The organism is Streptomyces sp. BPTC-684 (assembly GCF_030028635.1).
In the GTDB taxonomy this organism is placed as follows: domain Bacteria; phylum Actinomycetota; class Actinomycetes; order Streptomycetales; family Streptomycetaceae; genus Streptomyces; species Streptomyces noboritoensis.
This window is the reverse complement of the sequence record NZ_CP124863.1, coordinates 3,306,857-3,325,512: the sequence shown is the minus strand read 5'-3', so window position 1 is coordinate 3,325,512 and position 18,656 is coordinate 3,306,857. Positions and strand designations below refer to the sequence as shown.

Sequence of the window (18,656 nt, the reverse complement as noted above, 5' to 3'; positions counted from 1 at the left end):
CCCCCGGGCTACCCTGCGGCCATGATTCGTACCGCGACGCCCGAAGACGTCCCCGTCATCCACGCCATGGTCCGCGAACTGGCCGAGTACGAGAAGTGCCCGGACGAGGCGCGGGCGACGCAGGAGCAGCTGCGCGAGGCGCTGTTCGGCGAGCACCCGGCCGCGTACGCGCACATCGCCGAGACGGACACCGGCGAGCCGGCGGGCTTCGCGCTCTGGTTCCTCAACTTCTCGACGTGGCGCGGCGTGCACGGCATCTACCTGGAGGACCTGTACGTACGCCCCGACCACCGCGGCGGCGGCCACGGCAAGGCCCTCCTGACCGAACTGGCCCGCATCTGCGTATCCCGCGGCTACGGCCGCCTGGAGTGGTCCGTCCTGAACTGGAACGCCCCGTCCATCGCGTTCTACGAGTCGCTGGGGGCTCGGCCGCAGGACGAGTGGACGGTTTATCGGCTGGATGGTGGGGCGTTGGGGGAGCTGGGCGGGGCGGAGTAGGGGACGGCGGACACGACAGGGCGCAGCGCGTCGAGGAGCCGGTGCGCGTCCCCGACACGGAGGGCTCCGAGCTCCACGTAGCCGCGCCCGGCCCCGGTCACCAACGGGCGCACTCGCGCGGCCTGGTTCTCGGCGATCCCGGCGCGGGCGAGGGCGGCCCGCAGAACTGCGGCGATGTGTTCCGCCTCGGCGAGTGTGCTCTTGTAGTTCTCCATGGAGATCATGCGCGGGCTCCTGCTTCGTGGGGGTGCCGCCGCATCTCGACGTTGCAGTCGGAGACCGTGGAGCCGTCACCCGCTCGTCGCGCGGTGGCACGTTGCGATTCAAGGGCCGCGCACACATCGCATCCGTCGTTCGGCACAGGGTCGTGTGCCCATCGCCCGGCTGACTCGACGATGGTCGCCCCGCATGTGGCCGGGTTGGACATGCCGCCCCCTCGGTGTTGTCTGGATGACGCCCACGGTAGGGAGGGGGCAGCGCGGCATCCAAGGAAGTTCCACGGAGTTCTACGCAGGTCACCCCAGCGCGTCCACGGCGGAGGTGATCAGCGCTCGGGCGTCGGCGCCGTAGACGGCTAGCCGGGAGAATTCTCCGAACGCCTTGAGGTACTGGCGGACTTCGGCGGGCGCGGTGACATTCACGCGGGCCGTCAGGAGTTCCGCTTCCGCCAGTTCCTCGTCGTAGACCGTGAACGTCTCGATCATCCACATGCGACGCTCGGCGGAGAACGGGATGACTCCGAGGGAGACGGACGGGAAGGCCATCGCGGCGAGCAGGTAGCCCAGTTGACCGGCCATCGTCTCGGCGTCGCCGACGCGATGGCGCAGGACCGATTCCTCCAGTATCAAGGCGAAGCGGTGGTCGCCCTCGCGCACCACGCGCGCCGACCGGTCCAGGCGCGCCTCGACGGCCTCGCCCACATCGTCGGGGGTGTCATGGAACCGGCTGATGGAACGCATCAGCGCCGTCGCGTAGGCATGGGTCTGCAGCACACCCGGGACGACGTTGCAGCAGTACGTACGGAACACCCGCGTGCGCTCGTACAGCGGGATGTAGGACTCCTGGAGCCGGCGCAGCCCCGTGCGCTGGACCCGCCGCCACTCCACGTACATGTTGTCCGCGGAGCGGGCGGCGGCGATCAGGTCGACCGCCTGCTCCTCGGCGGCGCAGGCACGGCACCAGGCGCGGATGTCGTCGTCGGAGGGCGGAGTGACCGCGTTCTCCAGGCGGGACACCTTGGACGGATACCAACCCGTACTGGCCGCCACCTGCCGGGCTTTGAGGCCCGCGTCCCGCCGGATCTCCCGCAGGCGGTCGGCTACGAGCTTGCGGGCGTCCTCGACGCTGGACGATGCGGGCGCGGGCATGTGCTGATGAGTCCGTCGAGTCGATCGGTCAGATCCGGTAGCCGTCGTGCGGTGTCGCCCGCTCCCAGACGGCTTCGAAGGCGGTCGCGCAGAGTTTCGCGGCCTCGGGCCGTTCGTCCAGCTCCGGCCCGGCCGAACCGCCCGCTCCGGTGAAGTGGTTCCACATGATCACGCGCCCGTCGAACAACCAGAAGTCGTTGCCGGGGAGAGCGATGACCGACGCCCGCCGGCGGGGAAGCCAGCGGACCGACTCCCCCGCCGCCACGTTCTGGTACGTGCAGTCGTACTCATAGGCGATGTACTCGCTCACGGGCTCCGAGACGATACGCGCGCGCCGGAATGCCACTCCGCGTGCGGTCGCATCCCGTACCCAGCTGTGGAAGTCGCTCCACCAAGTGGCGGGGTCGGGATCCGGCCGCCAGCCGGTCCGCCAGGCCTGGAATTCCGCCGCCTCCTCATCGATCCCGTATCCATCCCGCATCTCCAGATGGACGGCCGAATGCCGGGTGTTTGCGAGCAGATCAACGAATTCCCAGTCGGTCTGCGACATCACATGCCTCCCTCAGCACGGGCACCATGCGGATAGGCAGCCGCACCACCGCTTCCGTCTCCGGGATGGAACCCGTCTCGCGGCACCGCGCCAGGAGCGCTTCCCCCGCCTTCCAGCCCTGAACCACGATCTCTCCCACCTCGTCGTCCACCCAGGCTGTCGGGCACTGGGTTCCGTTGGTGTTCGGGTCCTTGGCGATGAACAGTAGCGCCATGACTGCCCTCCACGTTTGCGCCGGTTCCACGACGTTCTATGACGATTGCCGGTGAGAGGGCTTTCGTCAATGGCGCACCTGTGTACGGGGCTTGGGCGCGATGACGCCCCCTACTCCACCTCGATCCCGAAGTCCCCGATCAGCTCCTCCAGGCCACCCCGGTACCCCCGCCCGCCCACCACGAAGTCCCAGTCGTCGCCCGACCGGCGTCGGAACGAGCCCAGGACCAGGGCCGTTTCGCCGGTGCGGCCGTCCGAGACCTCCAGGCGGTCCAGTTCCGTGCCCGCCGCGTCGCGCAGGCGGATGCCCGCGTCCGTGAAGCCGGAGAGGTCCGCGTCCGGGTTCACCTCGGGGTCGACCGAGGCGACCAGGACCAGGCGGTCCGCCCGGGGCGGCAGGGCGTCGAACGCCACCCGGACCGCCGCCCGGTCACCGAGCGCGCCGGGCACCATCCGTACCGAACCCCCGGGTATCTCGCGGTTGTTGAAGAAGACGAAGTGGTCGTCGTCGAGCACCCGGTTCCCCGTGCACACCAGCGCGCACACGTCCAGGACTACGGAACCCGTCCACGTCATGCCCAGGACGTTGAAGTCGGCGTCGGCGTCGGAGTCGGTGGAGTCGGGGGCCATCTGTACGTCCACCAGCGTGTCCGCGTGGTCCCGCTGCCCCGGCACCCCGCGCTCCCCCAGCCTCCCCCGTAGCCCGCACGCGTGCAGCAGGTCCACCAGCTCCGCCCCGGACACCAGCGTCAGCGGCTTGCCCTGGGCGAAGGCGTACGAGCCGGGGCCGAAGCCCGATGTCGTCACCAGGACGCCCTTGTTGGCCCCGGCGCCCTGGACCGTGCCGTACAGGTCCCGGACGGCCGTCGGCGGGACCGTGTTGCGGTAGCGCTTGACCTGGACGATGATCCGGCCGCCGCTGATCGGGTCGGGGTCGACGGCCTCGACGTCCACCCCGCCGTCGTTGGAGCGCTGCGTGGTCACCGCCCCCATCCCCCGCGCCCGGAACAACTCCGCCACCAGGGACTCGAATTCGATCGGGTCCATCACGAACAGGTCCGGCTCCAGGGTGGACGAGTCGGTGCCGTGCGAGAGGACGCCCGAGCCCACGTCCTCCGGGCGGCGCACCGGGCGTACCGCCGCCCGCTGGTCGGGACGGGCCGAGAGCTGGCCGCGTACCGCCTCCACCAGGCAGTCCACCGCGCTCACCTGCGTCAGGTTCAGGCCCTGGAAGGCGGGCCGGTCCACCGTCACCGTCGCCAGGAAGATCTCCGCCCGGCGGCCCGTCGCCGGGTCGACGTCGTCCACGAAGCCGTTGAGCGCCACCGACTCCAGTACGCCGAACTCGTCCGCCGCGAACAGGTCCCGCACCACAAGCAGCACGCTCTGCGCCAGCGCGTCCCGGTACAGCGCGCGCCGCTGCGACACCGGGCGGGCCGACTCGCGCTCCTCGTCCGTACTGGCCACGTACCGCACGGACTTCGCCGCCGGGACCACGTCGAGGGCGGGCAGCTCCCAGTCGAGCACCAGTTGCCGCGCGCCCCGGTCGTACGCGCACGACAGCTGGCGGGGAAAGCCCTCGGGCCACGCCGACGCGGCGTACAGGGCCGCCGAGAAGTACTCCACGACCGCGTCCGGCTCGCCCGCCCGCACCGCGCGCACCAGGTCGGCCACGCCCGCGTTGTGGCCCCTCACCTCGGCGAGCTGCCCCTGCGCCCACGACTCGTACCGCGCCCGGTAGTCGGCGAGTCGGCGGCGCCGGTCGTTCTCCGCGAGCTGCGCCGCGTCCCAGTCCCGCTGGTAGGCGGCCTGCGCCTCCTGCTGGGCGCGGCGGCTCGCCGTCCAGCCGCCCTGGGCCTGGTAGCGCGCCGGGTCCGGCATCGGCACCGGCTGCGCCAGCGCCCCGGGCGCGAACGGCTCGACGCTCTCCTCGCGCAGCAGCGCCGCCGTACGGAACGGCGGCTCGGCGCACCCCGCCGCCAGCAGCCCCGTCAGCGCCTCCACGCGCGCGTCCAGCTCCTGCGAGCGCTGCCGGGCGTCCGCCTCGCGGCTCTGCCGGTAGGCCGCCCGCTGCTCGCGGTGGACCCGCGCCGCGTCCCGCTCGTACTCCCGCTGCTGGCGCTCCCGCTGCCGCTGCTGCTGGACCGACGCCCGGTGCTGGGCCTCCTGCCGGCGCTGCTGCTGCCGCTGCGCCTCCGCCCACACCCCGACCAGCCCGCTGGAACGACGACTCATACGGCTCCCCGGCCCCTTTCCCGCACACCCCTCGAACACCCCTTGAAACACAATTGTCCCGGACCAGGAAGGTCCGGGACACGGTGTTACGCGGTGTTTCGGTGGAGCCGCCTGTCGGAATCGAACCGACGACCTCAAGATTACAAGTCAAGCGCTCTAGCCAACTGAGCTAAGGCGGCAGCGCGTGCGACCGGCAGGTGATCGACACCGGCACGCGAGGGCTCCCTCACTCTACACAGAGCACGATCGGGAGCTCCACGAAGTTCCCCTCTCCCACCTGCTGACAGATCGGACATCGCCGGGTAGCGTCTCGTGCAGCCCACTCAGGTGGACTACACCACTTCTCCCTCTACTCGGATCGTCCGGCACGTTCCTGCCGGTGAAGGGACAGGTCTCCCATGGCCACTGTCACGTTCGACAAGGCGACCCGGATCTACCCGGGCTCCACCAAGCCCGCGGTCGACGGGCTCGACATCGAGATCGAGGACGGCGAGTTCCTCGTCCTCGTCGGCCCCTCGGGCTGCGGAAAGTCCACCTCCCTGCGGATGCTCGCGGGCCTGGAGGACGTCAACGGCGGAGCCATCCGCATCGGTGACCGCGACGTCACCCACCTCCCGCCGAAGGACCGGGACATCGCCATGGTGTTCCAGAACTACGCGCTCTACCCGCACATGTCCGTCGCCGACAACATGGGCTTCGCCCTGAAGATCGCCGGCGTGAACAAGGCGGAGATCCGCAAGAAGGTCGAGGAGGCGGCGAAGATCCTCGACCTCACCGAGTACCTCGACCGCAAGCCGAAGGCCCTCTCCGGCGGTCAGCGCCAGCGCGTCGCCATGGGCCGCGCGATCGTCCGCGAGCCGCAGGTCTTCCTCATGGACGAGCCGCTGTCGAACCTCGACGCCAAGCTCCGCGTCTCGACCCGTACGCAGATCGCCTCGCTCCAGCGCCGCCTCGGCATCACCACGGTGTACGTCACCCACGACCAGGTCGAGGCCATGACCATGGGCGACCGGGTCGCGGTCCTCAAGGACGGCCTCCTCCAGCAGGTCGACTCGCCGCGCAACATGTACGACCGCCCGGCCAACCTCTTCGTCGCGGGCTTCATCGGCTCCCCCGCCATGAACCTCGTCGAGGTCCCGATCACCGACGGCGGCGTGAAGTTCGGCAACAGTGTCGTCCCGGTGAGCCGCGAGGCGCTGTCCGCGGCCGCCGACAAGGGCGACCGCACGGTGACGGTCGGCGTCCGCCCCGAGCACTTCGACATCGTCGAGCACAACGGCGGCGCGGCCAAGTCCCTCACGAAGGACTCCGACGCCGAGCCCGCCGGCCTCGCGGTCACCGTGAACGTGGTGGAGGAGCTCGGCGCCGACGGTTACGTGTACGGCACGGCCGAGGTCGGCGGCGAGCAGAAGGACCTCGTGGTCCGCGTGAACGGCCGCTCGGTCCCGGAGAAGGGCACCCAGCTCCACGTGGTTCCGCGCCCCGGCGAGACGCATGTCTTCTCGACCTCGACGGGCGAGCGCCTCAGCGACTGACGTACGGCGGCACGTCAGCCGGCCCCGCACCCACCTACCGGGGTGCGGGGCTTTCCCTTTCTCCGGGGGCCTGTCGACAAATACCCCGGCAGACCGCCCATTTCGAACGTCGTTCGTCAACACGCGATTCGAAACGCCGCCTCGAACCGTCCCTCGACCGGGTGACTGAATGTCGCCAAATCATTACCCCCCGCTACGCTCGCCTCCGTGACGCACACAGCCCGCCGAATCGGCCGCACCCTAGCTCTCGTCCTGCCCGTCGTCCTGGTCCTCTCCGGGACGCTCGCGGTCACCCGGGTCAACTGGGCCGGGACCAGCGACTCGCAGCTGCTGACCGCCTCCTCCGAGGACGTCTCCGTACGCGCGAAGCCGCGCACCCCGCAGGATGTCCTGCGCGACGCGCTCCTCGTCGAGCTCCAGGAGAAGGACCCCGGAACCGCCCTCACCCACCTCCAGCGGGAGGTCGAGCGGCGCCCCTCGCTCGCCCAGCACTGCATGTCGATCGCGCGGGCGCTCGGACGGGCCGCCGTGGAGCAGTACGGTCCCGTGAAGGCCCAGTCGTTCTCGCGCCCCGTCTGCGACACGTCGTTCGCGGCGGGCGTGGCCCAGGAGTCCTGAGCGACCTCGGCTCCGCCGTACCGCTTATCGTTCACGGCATGACTGCGAGCACGACTTCGACCTTCCCGACGCAGGCCGTGGTCCTGGCGGGCGGCCAGGGCTCCCGACTGCGTCCGTACACCGACGACCGCCCCAAGCCGATGGTCGAGATCCCGGGCACCGGGACCCCGATCATCGGCCATCAGCTCGCCTGGCTGGCCGCGGAGGGCGTCACCGACGCCGTGATCTCCTGCGGCCATCTCGCCGGTGTGCTCCAGGAGTGGCTGGACTCGGCGGATCTGCCGCTGCGCGTCACGACGGTCGTCGAGAGCGAGCCGCTGGGGCGGGGCGGCGGCCTCAAGTACGCGGCCGCGCGCCTGCCGCACCCGGATCAGCCGTGGTACGCCACGAACGGTGACATCTGGACGCGCTTCTCGCTGCGCGAGATGGCGTCCTTCCACGGCGAGCGCGACGCGACGGCCACGCTGGCGCTGGCCCGGCCCCGGATCCCCTGGGGCGCCGTCGAGACGGACGCCTTCGGCCACATCACGGACTTCATCGAGTCCCCGCCGTCGCCGTACCTGATCAACGCGGGCGTGTACGTGTTTGCGTCGGCGTTCACTGATCTCCTCCCGGACCGGGGCGACCACGAGCGCACCACGTTCCCGCGCCTGGCCCGCGAGCGCCGCCTGGCCGGGTATCCGCTGCCGCACGGGGCGTACTGGCGGGCGATCGACACGGCGAAGGACCTGACGGAGGCGGCGAAGGAACTGGCGGCGGCGAACCACTGAGGGTGTTTTGCCCCCACCCCGCCCCTTCCCTAAACCCTCCGGGGGTGGGTGGCGGTGAAGGCGGCTCTCCCGGGGGCTACGCCCCCGGACCCCCGTTCGTCTGCGGATCGTGCTGGGTTGCTCGCGCAGTTCCCCGCGCCCCTAAAAATGCCGCTGCGCGGCATCCCTCTGGGCGCCCCGGAGGGGCGCATCCAGGGGCGCGGGGAACTGCGCGACCAGCCCCCACCGGCCCGCAGCCAAAGCACCCGGCCGCCCGCCAGAGGGCTTTCGGGAAGGGGCGGGGTGGGGGCAAAAACCCGTCAGCCCAGCAGCCCACCGATCGGGTTCCGGTTACCCCCCGAGGAGCTCCCCGTCCCCCCGGACGGAGTCGACGCGCCCCCCGAAGACGTCGGCCCCGCACTCGTCGTCGACGGCGCCACCGGCGCCTGGTGGCGGGACACCGGCGGCTTGTGGCCCACCGTGCCCTGGGACGTCTGGCTCGGCACACCCCCCACCGTCCCGGACTCCCGCACCGCCTTCGACGACGCCTTCTTCGACGCCTTCGCGGACGGCTTCGCCGACCCGCTCACGGACGGCTTGGGCGAGCCGGGGCGGCGGACCACCGGTGCGTGCGGCGCGGGCGCCAGCGGCGTACCGGGGAGGTAGTTGGTGGGGTCGGAGTTGGGACCCGGGACCGTCACCATCTCGGTGGAGCGGACCGCGCTGCCCAGGAGCGAGCCGATCAGCAGGGTCAGGCCGACCACGACCGTCGCCATCACCGTCCCCCGCCGCAGCACCCGCCGCCGCAGCTCCCACAGCGTGGAGCGCGGGCCGAGACGGCGCCAGGCCTCGCCCGACAGGCGTGCGTCCAGCGAGTAGACGGGCGCGCCCGCCGTGATCAGGGGGGACCAGGCCGCCAGGTAGATGAAGTCCGGCGCGTCGTACGCCGGGACCGTCTGCCAGCTCACCGTCAGCAGCAGCGCCGCTGAAAGCAGCGCCCCGAACACCGCCGCGACCCGCTGCCACAGGCCCAGCATGGTCAGCACGCCCACCACGATCTGGAGGAAGGCCACCGACAGGCCCGCGCCGACCGGGTGCTGGAGCGCGAAGGAGCGCAGCGGCTCGGCGAGGCCCCACGGGTGCAGCGAGTTCAGCCACTTCATCATCGAGCCGCGCTCGCCGCCGTCGAAGTAGACGGGGTCGCAGAGCTTGCCCATCCCCGCGTAGACGGAGATGAAGCCGAGGAAGACGCGGAGGGGGAGGAGGACCACGCCGAGGTTCATCCGACGGCCGGGGTAGTACGCGTGCCGCACCTGGTCCGCGCCGTGGCGCTGTCCGTGCGACTCGGAGCCGTCGGGCCCGTCGAACCCGTCGGAGCCGTCGCCCCCGTAGCCGCGCTCGAACTCGTCGAACTCGTCGTCCCCGTACGCCCCTTGGGCGTAGCCGTGCGGGCTCTGGCGCACCGCCTGGAGCAGGGCCGTCTCCGCGCCGCCCGCGGAGTCGAGCGGCGAGCGCGGGGCCACCACGACCGGCGTCGGCATGGTGTCCTCGTCGATGCGCGGGATGACCTGGGTGGCGCCCACGTCGAGCGCCTCGCCCGTCGTCTCCAGGCCGCGCACCGCCTGCAGCAGGCCGGTCGCCCCGGGCGCCGCCCGGCCGCTCCACACGACCGGGGCCCGGCGCCGGGCCGCCCCCTGCGCCGGCATCCTCGCCGGGTCCGTCAGGGGGCGCTTCGGCTGGGCCTTCGGGGGGAAGTGCACCCGGAAACTGGCGTGGTTGACGATGACCTGCGCGGGGTCCGAGTCCACCTTGACCATACTGAGGGCAGGCTGATCGTCGAACCCGGGCCGGGGCGTTCTGGTGTCCACACTCATCTAACCGAGTGATGGAGCTTTAGGACACTGCCTTGACGGGCCTGATCTGTCCGAGGCCCGTCAAGATCACCTACGCCGGACGGGCGTCACCCGTCATGGGACGTCAGCCCTTGCGTCGGCGCGCCGCCTCGTACAGCACGATGCCCGCCGCGACACCGGCGTTCAGCGACTCGGCGCCGCCCGGCATCGAGATCCGCACCCGGTAGTCGCAGGTCTCGCCGACGAGGCGGCCCAGGCCCTTGCCCTCGCTGCCGATGACGATGACGACCGGGCCGGCCAGCGCCTCCAGCTGCTCGACGGTGTGCTCGCCGTCGGCCGCCAGGCCCACGACCGTGACACCGGCCTTCTTGTACTCCTCCAGGGCGCGGGTCAGGTTGGTGACGCGCGAGACCGGCGTACGGGCCGCGGTGCCCGCCGAGGACTTCCAGGCGCCGGCCGTCATGCCGGCCGCGCGGCGCTCGGGCACGACCACGCCGTGTCCGCCGAAGGCGGAGGTGGAGCGGACGATCGCGCCGAGGTTGCGCGGGTCGGTGACGCCGTCGAGGGCGACGATCAGCGGCTCGTCGTGGTTGTCGTACGCGGCCTCCAGGAGGTCCTGCGGGTGCGCGTACTCGTACGGCGGGACCTGGAGGACCAGGCCCTGGTGGTTGAGCCCGTTGGTCATCCGGTCGAGCTCGGCGCGCGGGGCCTCCATCAGGTTGATGTTGCCGCGCTCGCCCGCGAGCTGGAGCGCGTCGCGCACCCGCTCGTCGTTGTCGATGTACTGCTGCACGTACAGCGTGGTCGCCGGGACGCCGTCGCGCAGCGCCTCGAAGACCGGGTTGCGGCCGACGACCATCTCGGACGTGCCCTTGGGGCCGCCGCGGCGCGGGGCCGGGCGGCGGGTCGCGGCCTGCCTGGCCTTGGCCGTGGCGATGCGGTTCTTCTTGTGCTTCTTGCGGTCCTCGGCCTTGGGCGTGGGGCCCTTGCCCTCCAGACCCCGGCGCCGCTGGCCACCGCTGCCGACCGTAGCGCCCTTCTTGTTGGACGTGCGGCGGTTCCTGCGCTGGCTGTTCCCGGCCATGACCTACCTGTTTCCGTGATTCTGCGACCTACGGGGCGTCGTGGCGTCCGTGGGTCCTGCGTACGTACGTATATGAAGTGTGCCGCCCGGTCGCCCGGGCGGCACATCGCGCTGCCCCGTCAGCGGGGGCCGAGGGTCCAGCGGGGGCCGCTGGGGCTGTCCTCGATGACCAGGCCGGACTGGGTCAGCTGGTCGCGGATGGCGTCGGCGGTGGCCCAGTCCTTGCGGGCGCGGGCCGCCTCGCGCTGTTCGAGCACCAGCCGTACGAGCGTGTCGACGGCCCCGTGCAGGTCTTCGCCGCGGTCGGCCTCGCCCGCCCAGTGGGCGTCCAGCGGGTCAAGGCCCAGGACGCCGAGCATCGCGCGGACCTCGGCGAGCCGGGCGACGGCCGCTTCCTTGTCGTCGGCGGCCAGCGCGCTGTTGCCCTGGCGGACCGTGGTGTGGATGATCGCGAGGGCCTGCGGGACGCCCAGGTCGTCGTCCATCGCCTCGGCGAACGCGGGCGGCACCTCGGCGGCGGGCTCGACCGCGCCCCCCGCCTTCTCGACGACGCGCTGGACGAAGCCCTCGATGCGCGCGAACGCCGACTCGGCCTCGCGCAGGGCCTCCTCGCTGTACTCGATGGTCGAGCGGTAGTGCGGGGTGCCCAGGTAGTAGCGCAGGACGATCGGGCGCCACTGCTTGACCATGTCGCAGACGAGCACCGAGTTGCCGAGCGACTTGGACATCTTCTCGCCGGACATGGTGACCCAGGCGTTGTGCATCCAGTACGTGGCGAACGCGTCGCCGTACGCCTTGGCCTGGGCGATCTCGTTCTCGTGGTGCGGGAAGATCAGGTCGCGGCCGCCGCCGTGGATGTCGAAGGCGCTGCCCAGGTACTTGTGGGCCATCGCCGAGCACTCCAGGTGCCAGCCGGGACGGCCGCGCCCCCAGGGCGTCTCCCAGTCGGGCTCGCCCGGCTTGGTCGCCTTCCACATGGCGAAGTCGCGCGGGTCGCGCTTGCCCGCGACGCCCTCGTCGGGCTGGAGCAGGTCGTCGATGTCCTGGTTGGACAGCTCCAGATAGCCGGGGAAGGAGCGCACGTCGAAGTAGACGCTGCCGTCGGCCGCGTACGCGTGACCGCGCTCGATCAGGCCGCGCATCATCTCGATCATCTCGGGCACGTGCCCGGTCGCCCTCGGCTCGTACGTGGGCGGCAGGCAACCCAGCTCGTTGTAGCCGTCGTTGAAGGCGCGCTCGTTCTCGTATCCGATCGACCACCAGGGGCGGCCCTGCTCGGCCGACTTCGCGATGATCTTGTCGTCGATGTCGGTGACGTTGCGGATGAACGTGACGTCGTAGCCGCGGTATTGGAACCAGCGGCGGGCGATGTCGAAGTTCAGGTAGGAGCGGACGTGCCCGATGTGCGGTGCGGCCTGCACGGTCGCGCCACAGAGGTAGATCGAGACACAGCCCGGCACGAGCGGGGTGAAATCACGGATCTGCCGGGCGCTGGTGTCGTACAGGCGAATAGTCACCACTCCAGGGTAGTGGGCGCGTAGCAGTGCCCCGCGACCCTTGGGCCACGGGGCACCGAAGTGTGACAGAAGCTTTTTCCGGCGAGCTTTCCGGCCGCTGCCGGAAGGGGCTCATCCGGTCCGGTAGACCAGCGCCGTGGCGATCGCGGCGAGGCCGTCGCCTCGGCCGGGGAAGCCCAGGCCGTCGGTGGTGGCGCCGGAGACCGAGACGGGCGCGCCGGCCGCGTCCGAGAGCACCTTCTGCGCCTCGTCGCGCCGCTTGCCGATCTTGGGGCGGGGGCCGACCACCTGGACGGCCACGTTGCCGATGCCGAAGCCCGCGTCCCGGACGATCCGCGCGGCCTCGGTGAGCAGCGCGACGCCGGACGCGCCGGACCACTCGGGGCGCCCGGTGCCGAAGTGGGCGCCGAGGTCGCCGAGGCCGGCCGCGGAGAACAGGGCGTTGCAGGCGGCGTGGGCGACGACGTCGGCGTCGGAGTGGCCCGCGAGACCGGGGCCCTCGTCCTCCCAGAGCAGGCCCGCGCACCACAGCTCGCGGCCCTCCTCGAAGGCGTGGATGTCGGTGCCGATGCCGACCTGGGGCAGTACCGATTTCGGGCTGCCGCCCGGGGCGGGTGCCTCAGAAGCCATCGTTCGCCCTCCTGCGGGCCAGGACCGCCTCCGCCAGGACCAGGTCCAGCGGGCGGGTGACCTTGAAGGCCTCCTCGTGGCCGGGGACGACCACGACCTTCAGGCCGAGCCGCTCGACCATGGACGCGTCGTCCGTGACGTCGCCGGTGACGCTCTGGTGGGCGCGCACCAGGGTGGCGTGGTCGAAGCCCTGCGGGGTCTGGACGGCGCGCAGCCGGGCGCGGTCGGGCGTGGCGAGCACCGGCTCGGGAGTGCCGTCGGCGTGCGGCTCGACCTCCTTGACGGTGTCGGCGAGCGGCAGCGCGGGGACGACGGCCGGGGCCCCGTCCCGTACGGCCTCGATGACCGCGTCGACGGTGTCGACCGGCACCAGCGGGCGGGCCGCGTCGTGGACGAGGACCACGTCGATGCCCTGCGGCAGCGCCTCCAGGCCGAGCCGGACGGACTCCTGGCGGGTCTCGCCGCCGGGCACCACGACGAAGTCGGTGCGCTCCGGCAGAGCGTGCTCGGCCAGCAGGTTCTTCACCTCGGTGGCGCCGTCCGGCGGGGCCACGACGACGACGAGGGAGACGGCGCGGGAGGCGGCCATCGCCCGTACGGCGTGGATGAGCATGGGCGTGCCGTTCAGCGCGCGGAGCGCCTTGGGGGCGCCCGGGCCGAGCCGCACGCCGCGGCCGGCCGCGGGAATCACGGCGGCGGTGCGGAAAACGCGCGTTTCCTCAGACAAGGTTTGTGTCCTTCGGCGACATGGGTATGGCCTCAGCAAGCTGGGCGCGACGCCCCTGACCGGCCCCTTCCGTGACGACCGGTCGGGCGCGCTGCCCGGCCCGGCACGCCGGTGCGGGTGCCGTGCGTACGAATGATGTCCGAACATGCCGCAGCGCCCGGCGACACAGCAGTAGGGTCACTGCTGGTCAGCGGGCACCGCGGCAATGCTGGTCCGACCGGGAGGCGAAGCCCCCGGACTCACCAGTGTCAGGACGCGAGGACCTCGTCGAGGAGGGCCTCGGCCTTGTCTTCGTTGGTGTTCTCAGCGAGTGCCAGCTCGCTCACCAGGATCTGCCGCGCCTTGGCGAGCATGCGCTTCTCACCTGCGGAGAGTCCGCGCTCGCGCTCACGACGCCACAGGTCGCGCACCACTTCGGCGACCTTGATGACATCGCCGGAGGCGAGCTTCTCCAGATTCGCCTTGTAGCGACGGGACCAGTTCGTGGGCTCCTCCGCATACGGTGCGCGCAGCACCTCGAAGACCCGGTCCAGCCCGTCCTGGCCAACCACATCGCGTACGCCGACGAACTCCGCATTGTCCGCAGGCACGCGCACAGTCAAGTCGCCCTGGGCGACCTTGAGCACCAAGTAGGTCTTGTCCACGCCTTTGATCTGGCGAGTTTCGATGGCCTCGATCAGCGCGGCCCCGTGATGGGGATAGACCACGGTGTCGCCAACCTTGAACGTCATGTGACAGGTACCCCTTCCGTGGCTATCCAGGGTAACACGAGAACAGCCTGTTCTGAATGGCGTTTTCGCAGGTCAGGGCATATCTCGGGGCTTGACAACAGCAACAGGAACGTGCTGCGGAGGGCTCGCGGGAGGGGGTATTCGCAGGTCGGAGCGGCTGTTCGGGGGCAGGGAAACATGCCCGCCACACTCTTCGCAACCCCCTTCAGCTGGTCTGAACATCCCGTTTTGTCGGGTTCCAAGCGGTGAACTTCCACTGCTCCGTTCGGCGCTCGGTCACCCGTTCGGCGTGATCGCGATTTTTTCCTGAATTGATCAACGGACGCGGACCGGGACGTTTTCGGTAAGGAATACGTGGCGGTCCGGAGAATTGATCACCGGCGATATGTGAACGCCGCGCGAAACTCCGAGATCAGAGTGGGTGCGGACGTCTCGCGAGGGTGGAGGGGAGGGTTCCGGGGGCGCGCTCGGCGGGTGCGCGGGGAACGGCGCACGGGTCCGGGCGCGGCGGACCCGCGCGCTGGGGCGGGTCGGGTGCGGGCTCCTGAGGACGGCTCGGTAACCTAAGCCAGCTGACACAGACTTAGCTGTCCTTTAGATGTCCTTACGTCCAAGGAGTTGCCGCCGCCGTGAGCCGCAGCCTTCGACGCGGCGCCCTCGCCGCCTCTGCCATCGCGTTCTCGCTCGCCTCTCTCGCCGCCTGCTCGGCGGGCAACGACGCGCAGACGCTCGAAGTGAAGCCGGACAACGCCGCCGTCAAGGTGGGTGACATCAAGATCCAGAACGCGACCGTCCTCACGCAGCCCAAGGCCGACGCGGCCGGGCCCGCCGTGATCACGGCGACCGTGTTCAACAACGGCGACAAGCCGCAGACGCTCGACGCGATCAAGCTCGCGGCCTCGGGTGCCACGGTGAAGCTCTCCCCCGGCAAGGGCCAGACGGGCCTCACCGTCCCCGCGCACGGCTCGCTGATCCTGGGCGGCAAGGACAACGCGTCCGCCGTGGTGGAGAACGGCAAGGAGGCCGCCAAGAACGGCGACGCCCAGCCCGTCACCTTCCAGCTGAGCAAGACCGGCGACGTGACGCTGCGCGCGTTCGTGGTCCCGTCCACCAGCTACTTCGAGGGCTACGGCCCCAGCGAGCTCCCCAAGCCCCCGGCGGCCACGCCGGGCGCGCCGGGCGGCACCCCGTCCACGACGCCGGGCGCCCCCGCGAGCGGCAAGCCCTCGGGCAAGCCGTCGAACACCCCGTCCAAGGCCGGCAAGCCGTCGGGCAGCGCGAGCACGGGTACGGGTCACTGACGTAAGCACGCATATGAGGAGGGGCCCCGGACATCGTCCGGGGCCCCTCCTCATATGTCCGCCGTCTGCGGTTTACGGCTCGAACTTGTAGCCCAGCCCCCGCACCGTCACCAGATACCTCGGCGCGCCCGGGTCCGGCTCGATCTTGGCGCGGAGGCGCTTGACGTGGACGTCGAGGGTCTTGGTGTCGCCGACGTAGTCCGCGCCCCAGACTCTGTCGATCAGCTGCATACGGGTCAGCACGCGGCCCGCGTTGCGCAGCAGCATCTCCAGGAGGTCGAACTCCTTCAGCGGCAGGTCGACCTTGCCGCCGGAGACGGTGACCACGTGGCGGTCCACGTCCATGCGGACCGGGCCGGCCTCCAGGGCCGCCGGGGTGACCTCCTCCGGCTCGCCGCGCCGGCGCAGCACCGCGCGGATGCGGGCGACGAGCTCACGGGACGAGAAGGGCTTGGTCACATAGTCGTCGGCTCCTATTTCGAGGCCCACGACCTTGTCGATCTCGCTGTCCTTGGCGGTGACCATGATCACCGGGACGTTGGAGCGGCCGCGCAGCTGGCGGCAGACCTCCGTGCCGGGCAGCCCCGGCAGCATCAGGTCGAGCAGCACGAGGTCGGCGCCGTTGCGCTCGAACTCGTCCAGCCCGTCGGGCCCGGTGGCCGCCACGGCGACCTCGAAGCCCTCTTTGCGGAGCATGTAGGACAGGGCGTCGCTGAACGATTCCTCGTCCTCGACGACGAGCACTCGGGTCACGGAAGGACCTCCGGGGCAGGGGGCACAGTGGTGGAGTCGTGCGCGGTCGGGAAGGTGTCGTACGGCGGCTCGTCGACGGCGTCGTCGTCCGGGCCTGCGGGGTGGGGTGCGGCGCGGTCCCGTACGGCGCCGGCCTCCGGCAGCCTCAGGGTGAAGGTGGAGCCCTGTCCCTCGGAGCTCCAGACGGTGACCTCCCCGCCGTGCGAGGCGGCCACGTGCTTGACGATGGCCAGGCCCAGGCCCGTACCACCGGTGGCGCGGGAGCGGGCCGGGTCGACGCGGTAGAAGCGCTCGAAGACGCGCTCCCGGTCCTTCTCGGAGATGCCGATGCCCTGGTCGGTCACGGCTATCTCGATGAGGTCCCCGCCGGGCGCGGCGACGCGGCGGCCCGCGATGCCGACCCTGGTCCTGGCCGGGGAGTAGTTGACCGCGTTCTCGACGAGGTTGCCGAGGGCGGCGGCGAGCTGGCCGCGGTTTCCCCAGACGTACAGGTCGGCGGTGCCGCCCGCGGCCATCGTGATCTGCTTGGTGGACGCGGGGTGGCGGGAGCGGTCGATGGCCTCGGCCACCAGCTCGTCGACCCGGACCGGCTCGGCGTCCTCCAGCGGGTCGTCGTTCTGCACCCGGGACAGGTCGATGAGCTCCTGGACCAGATTGGTCAGCCGGTTGGCCTCGATCTGCATCCGGCCCGCGAAGCGGGTGATCGCCTCGGGGTCGTCCGAGGCGTCCATGACGGCCTCGGAGAGCAGGGAGAGCGCGCCGACCGGCGTCTTGAGCTCATGGCTGACGTTGGCGACGAAGTCGCGCCGGACCGCCTCGATGCGCCGGGCCTCGGTCAGGTCCTCGACCAGGAGCAGGACGAGGCGGGAGCCGAGCGGGGCGACCCGGGCGGAGACCGCCAGGGCCTCGCCGCGGCCGGTGCCCCGGCGCGGAAGATCCAGCTCCACTTGCCGTATCTCCCCGTCGCGGCGGGTGTCGCGGGCCATGTGGAGCATCGGCTCCACGGCCAGCTTTCCGCCCCTGACCAGCCCCAGCGCGTACGCCGCGGAGCTGGCCTTGACCACCGAGTCGCTCTCGTCGAGCACCACCGCCGAGGAGCGGAGCACCGAGAGCACGGTGTCCACGCCGGGCGGCAGGACCGCGTCCGTGTGCAGGGATGTCCGGGTGGGCCGCGCCTGGTCGCGCTCGCTCCAGCGGAACGCCAGCATGGCGATGACGCCGGTGCACAACCCGGCGATCGCTGCAGCTGCGGCGACCGCCGCGTTCACGTCCATGCATCCAGGTTATGCGTGCCCACCGACACTCTCCCAGCCATCCGGGTGTCTGCTCGAACGTTCGTCGCCCAGAGTTCACCATGGTGATAGTGCCGGTTCACTTGGTGTGGCCGAATCGGACGCGTAACCCACGGAACGTGGGAGCGTGGGGGTCACGGACACCCCCTGCCTCCCCGGAGTCATTGCCCGGAGTCATCGAAAGAGGGACACCCATGCGGGACGCGTACCACGAGGAACTTGACTCGATCGGCGAGGGCCTGGTCGAGATGGCCCGCCTTGTCGGGTCGGCGATCGGGCGCGCCACGACGGCCATGCTCGACGCCGATCTCAAGCTCGCCGAGAGTGTGATCGCCGCCGACCAGAAGGTCGACGATCTGCAGCACGACCTGGAGGCGCGGGCGATAGCCCTGCTGGCCCGCCAGCAGCCCGTCGCGACCGACCTCCGCATCGTCGTGACTTCCCTCCGCATGAGCGCCGACCTGGAGCGCTCGGGCGACCTGGCCCAGCACGTCGCCAAGCTGACCCGGCTGCGCTACCCGGAGCGGGCGGTCCCGCGCGACCTGCACGCCACCATCCTGGAGATGGGCCAGCTGGCCCAGCGCCTGATGGCGAAGGCCGCCGAGGTGATCATCACCAAGGACGTCGACCTGGCGCTCCAGCTGGAGCAGGACGACGACGAGATGGACCTGCTGCACCGCACGCTGTTCCAGCACCTGATGGACGACCGCTGGAAGCACGGCATCGAGACGGCCGTCGACGTGACGCTGCTCGGCCGCTACTACGAGCGGTTCGCGGACCACGCGGTCTCGGTCGCCAAGCGGGTCGTGTACCTGGTCACCGGCGAGCACGCGGACGAGCTCCAGCAGTCGGCGCAGGTCGAGGGCGCGTAGAGGTGCCACGGGGGCGCGGGGCGGCTCGGAGCGCGGGGTGCGGCCGGCGCCTTGGAGCGCGGGGGCGCGCGGGCATGGTGGCACGCGCCGTTGATGCGCCCGCCCCGGTGGGCATCCAATGGGGTGAGGTA

The 18,656-nt window shown here is 71.1% G+C and carries 19 protein-coding genes and 1 tRNA gene; 6 read left to right on the top strand and 14 right to left on the bottom strand.

From position 1 onward, the window contains the following. Window positions 1-21 precede the first annotated feature (21 nt). On the top strand, window positions 22-498 hold the full coding sequence (locus QIY60_RS14880; protein WP_283142873.1) for a GNAT family N-acetyltransferase: 477 nt from the start codon (window positions 22-24) through the stop codon (window positions 496-498). Here the strand turns inward: QIY60_RS14880 and QIY60_RS14875 are convergent. From QIY60_RS14875 to QIY60_RS14845, 6 genes are all read right to left on the bottom strand, one after another. Next, the gene (locus QIY60_RS14875; protein WP_283142872.1) at window positions 450-722 is read right to left on the bottom strand and encodes a hypothetical protein; all 273 of its coding nucleotides are present in this window, start codon (window positions 720-722) and stop codon (window positions 450-452) included. The genes QIY60_RS14880 and QIY60_RS14875 overlap by 49 nt on opposite strands. 291 nt (window positions 723-1,013) lie before the next feature. Beyond that, complete coding sequence (locus tag QIY60_RS14865; RefSeq protein WP_283142870.1) at window positions 1,014-1,865, bottom strand: helix-turn-helix transcriptional regulator; 852 nt, start codon at window positions 1,863-1,865, stop codon at window positions 1,014-1,016. 28 nt (window positions 1,866-1,893) lie between these two features. Continuing rightward, window positions 1,894-2,415, bottom strand: coding sequence for a DUF6879 family protein (locus tag QIY60_RS14860; RefSeq protein WP_283142869.1), 522 nt, complete (start codon window positions 2,413-2,415; stop codon window positions 1,894-1,896). After that, on the bottom strand, window positions 2,387-2,629 hold the full coding sequence (locus QIY60_RS14855) for a hypothetical protein (RefSeq protein ID WP_283142868.1): 243 nt from the start codon (window positions 2,627-2,629) through the stop codon (window positions 2,387-2,389). Before QIY60_RS14855 ends, QIY60_RS14860 begins: the two co-directional genes overlap by 29 nt. Before the next feature lie 110 nt (window positions 2,630-2,739). Further along, a complete protein-coding gene (locus QIY60_RS14850; RefSeq protein ID WP_283142867.1) occupies window positions 2,740-4,863 on the bottom strand; it encodes a restriction endonuclease in 2,124 nt (707 codons plus the stop codon). 102 nt (window positions 4,864-4,965) lie between these two features. Continuing rightward, window positions 4,966-5,042, bottom strand: a tRNA-Thr gene (locus QIY60_RS14845). Between the two features lie 219 nt (window positions 5,043-5,261). Between QIY60_RS14845 and ugpC the strand changes: the two genes are divergently transcribed. From ugpC to QIY60_RS14830, 3 genes are all read left to right on the top strand, one after another. After that, window positions 5,262-6,398: a sn-glycerol-3-phosphate ABC transporter ATP-binding protein UgpC gene (gene ugpC, locus QIY60_RS14840; RefSeq protein ID WP_283142866.1), complete on the top strand. Its 1,137-nt coding sequence runs from the start codon at window positions 5,262-5,264 to the stop codon at window positions 6,396-6,398. 207 nt (window positions 6,399-6,605) lie between these two features. Then, complete coding sequence (locus QIY60_RS14835; RefSeq protein WP_283142865.1) at window positions 6,606-7,016, top strand: hypothetical protein; 411 nt, start codon at window positions 6,606-6,608, stop codon at window positions 7,014-7,016. Between the two features lie 38 nt (window positions 7,017-7,054). Further along, window positions 7,055-7,786, top strand: coding sequence for a nucleotidyltransferase family protein (locus QIY60_RS14830; protein ID WP_283142864.1), 732 nt, complete (start codon window positions 7,055-7,057; stop codon window positions 7,784-7,786). A gap of 299 nt (window positions 7,787-8,085) precedes the next feature. Here the strand turns inward: QIY60_RS14830 and QIY60_RS14825 are convergent, their stop codons facing one another. The 6 genes from QIY60_RS14825 to QIY60_RS14800 form a co-directional block, all read right to left on the bottom strand. Further along, window positions 8,086-9,639 (bottom strand): DoxX family protein, encoded by a 1,554-nt coding sequence (locus QIY60_RS14825; protein WP_283142863.1) that lies wholly within the window; start codon window positions 9,637-9,639, stop codon window positions 8,086-8,088. A 103-nt stretch (window positions 9,640-9,742) separates the two neighbouring features. Further along, window positions 9,743-10,702, bottom strand: a complete 960-nt coding sequence (gene rlmB, locus QIY60_RS14820) for a 23S rRNA (guanosine(2251)-2'-O)-methyltransferase RlmB (protein ID WP_283142862.1) — start codon at window positions 10,700-10,702, stop codon at window positions 9,743-9,745. A gap of 119 nt (window positions 10,703-10,821) precedes the next feature. Continuing rightward, window positions 10,822-12,219: a cysteine--tRNA ligase gene (gene cysS, locus QIY60_RS14815; RefSeq protein WP_283142861.1), complete on the bottom strand. Its 1,398-nt coding sequence runs from the start codon at window positions 12,217-12,219 to the stop codon at window positions 10,822-10,824. Between the two features lie 111 nt (window positions 12,220-12,330). Beyond that, window positions 12,331-12,849 (bottom strand): 2-C-methyl-D-erythritol 2,4-cyclodiphosphate synthase, encoded by a 519-nt coding sequence (gene ispF / locus QIY60_RS14810; RefSeq protein WP_283142860.1) that lies wholly within the window; start codon window positions 12,847-12,849, stop codon window positions 12,331-12,333. Next, entirely contained in the window at window positions 12,839-13,576 is a 738-nt protein-coding gene (ispD, locus tag QIY60_RS14805) for a 2-C-methyl-D-erythritol 4-phosphate cytidylyltransferase (RefSeq protein WP_283142859.1), read from the bottom strand. The genes ispF and ispD overlap by 11 nt, the downstream gene beginning before the upstream one ends. A gap of 248 nt (window positions 13,577-13,824) precedes the next feature. Next, window positions 13,825-14,307, bottom strand: a complete 483-nt coding sequence (locus QIY60_RS14800) for a CarD family transcriptional regulator (protein ID WP_003953493.1) — start codon at window positions 14,305-14,307, stop codon at window positions 13,825-13,827. A gap of 629 nt (window positions 14,308-14,936) precedes the next feature. On the opposite strand from QIY60_RS14800, the gene QIY60_RS14795 reads away from it, so the two are divergent. After that, window positions 14,937-15,608, top strand: coding sequence for a DUF461 domain-containing protein (locus QIY60_RS14795; RefSeq protein ID WP_283142858.1), 672 nt, complete (start codon window positions 14,937-14,939; stop codon window positions 15,606-15,608). 72 nt (window positions 15,609-15,680) lie between these two features. Here QIY60_RS14795 and QIY60_RS14790 read toward each other — a convergent pair whose 3' ends face one another. Beyond that, window positions 15,681-16,361 carry a response regulator transcription factor gene (locus QIY60_RS14790; RefSeq protein WP_017242433.1) on the bottom strand — a complete coding sequence of 227 codons (681 nt, stop codon included), beginning with the start codon at window positions 16,359-16,361 and terminating at the stop codon, window positions 15,681-15,683. Further along, window positions 16,358-17,635: an ATP-binding protein gene (locus QIY60_RS14785; protein ID WP_101388934.1), complete on the bottom strand. Its 1,278-nt coding sequence runs from the start codon at window positions 17,633-17,635 to the stop codon at window positions 16,358-16,360. Before QIY60_RS14785 ends, QIY60_RS14790 begins: the two co-directional genes overlap by 4 nt. A gap of 212 nt (window positions 17,636-17,847) precedes the next feature. On the opposite strand from QIY60_RS14785, the gene phoU reads away from it, so the two are divergent. Then, on the top strand, window positions 17,848-18,525 hold the full coding sequence (phoU, locus tag QIY60_RS14780) for a phosphate signaling complex protein PhoU (protein WP_283142857.1): 678 nt from the start codon (window positions 17,848-17,850) through the stop codon (window positions 18,523-18,525). Window positions 18,526-18,656 lie beyond the last annotated feature (131 nt).

Coding starts and splice junctions, on each gene's coding strand:
- QIY60_RS14880 (WP_283142873.1), top strand. CDS start 22: ATGATTCGTACCGCGACGCCCGAAGACGTCCCCGTCATCCACGCCATG.
- QIY60_RS14875 (WP_283142872.1), bottom strand. CDS start 722: ATGATCTCCATGGAGAACTACAAGAGCACACTCGCCGAGGCGGAACAC.
- QIY60_RS14865 (WP_283142870.1), bottom strand. CDS start 1,865: ATGCCCGCGCCCGCATCGTCCAGCGTCGAGGACGCCCGCAAGCTCGTA.
- QIY60_RS14860 (WP_283142869.1), bottom strand. CDS start 2,415: ATGTCGCAGACCGACTGGGAATTCGTTGATCTGCTCGCAAACACCCGG.
- QIY60_RS14855 (WP_283142868.1), bottom strand. CDS start 2,629: ATGGCGCTACTGTTCATCGCCAAGGACCCGAACACCAACGGAACCCAG.
- QIY60_RS14850 (WP_283142867.1), bottom strand. CDS start 4,863: ATGAGTCGTCGTTCCAGCGGGCTGGTCGGGGTGTGGGCGGAGGCGCAG.
- ugpC (WP_283142866.1), top strand. CDS start 5,262: ATGGCCACTGTCACGTTCGACAAGGCGACCCGGATCTACCCGGGCTCC.
- QIY60_RS14830 (WP_283142864.1), top strand. CDS start 7,055: ATGACTGCGAGCACGACTTCGACCTTCCCGACGCAGGCCGTGGTCCTG.
- QIY60_RS14825 (WP_283142863.1), bottom strand. CDS start 9,639: ATGAGTGTGGACACCAGAACGCCCCGGCCCGGGTTCGACGATCAGCCT.
- rlmB (WP_283142862.1), bottom strand. CDS start 10,702: ATGGCCGGGAACAGCCAGCGCAGGAACCGCCGCACGTCCAACAAGAAG.
- ispF (WP_283142860.1), bottom strand. CDS start 12,849: ATGGCTTCTGAGGCACCCGCCCCGGGCGGCAGCCCGAAATCGGTACTG.
- QIY60_RS14800 (WP_003953493.1), bottom strand. CDS start 14,307: ATGACGTTCAAGGTTGGCGACACCGTGGTCTATCCCCATCACGGGGCC.
- QIY60_RS14785 (WP_101388934.1), bottom strand. CDS start 17,635: ATGGACGTGAACGCGGCGGTCGCCGCAGCTGCAGCGATCGCCGGGTTG.
- phoU (WP_283142857.1), top strand. CDS start 17,848: ATGCGGGACGCGTACCACGAGGAACTTGACTCGATCGGCGAGGGCCTG.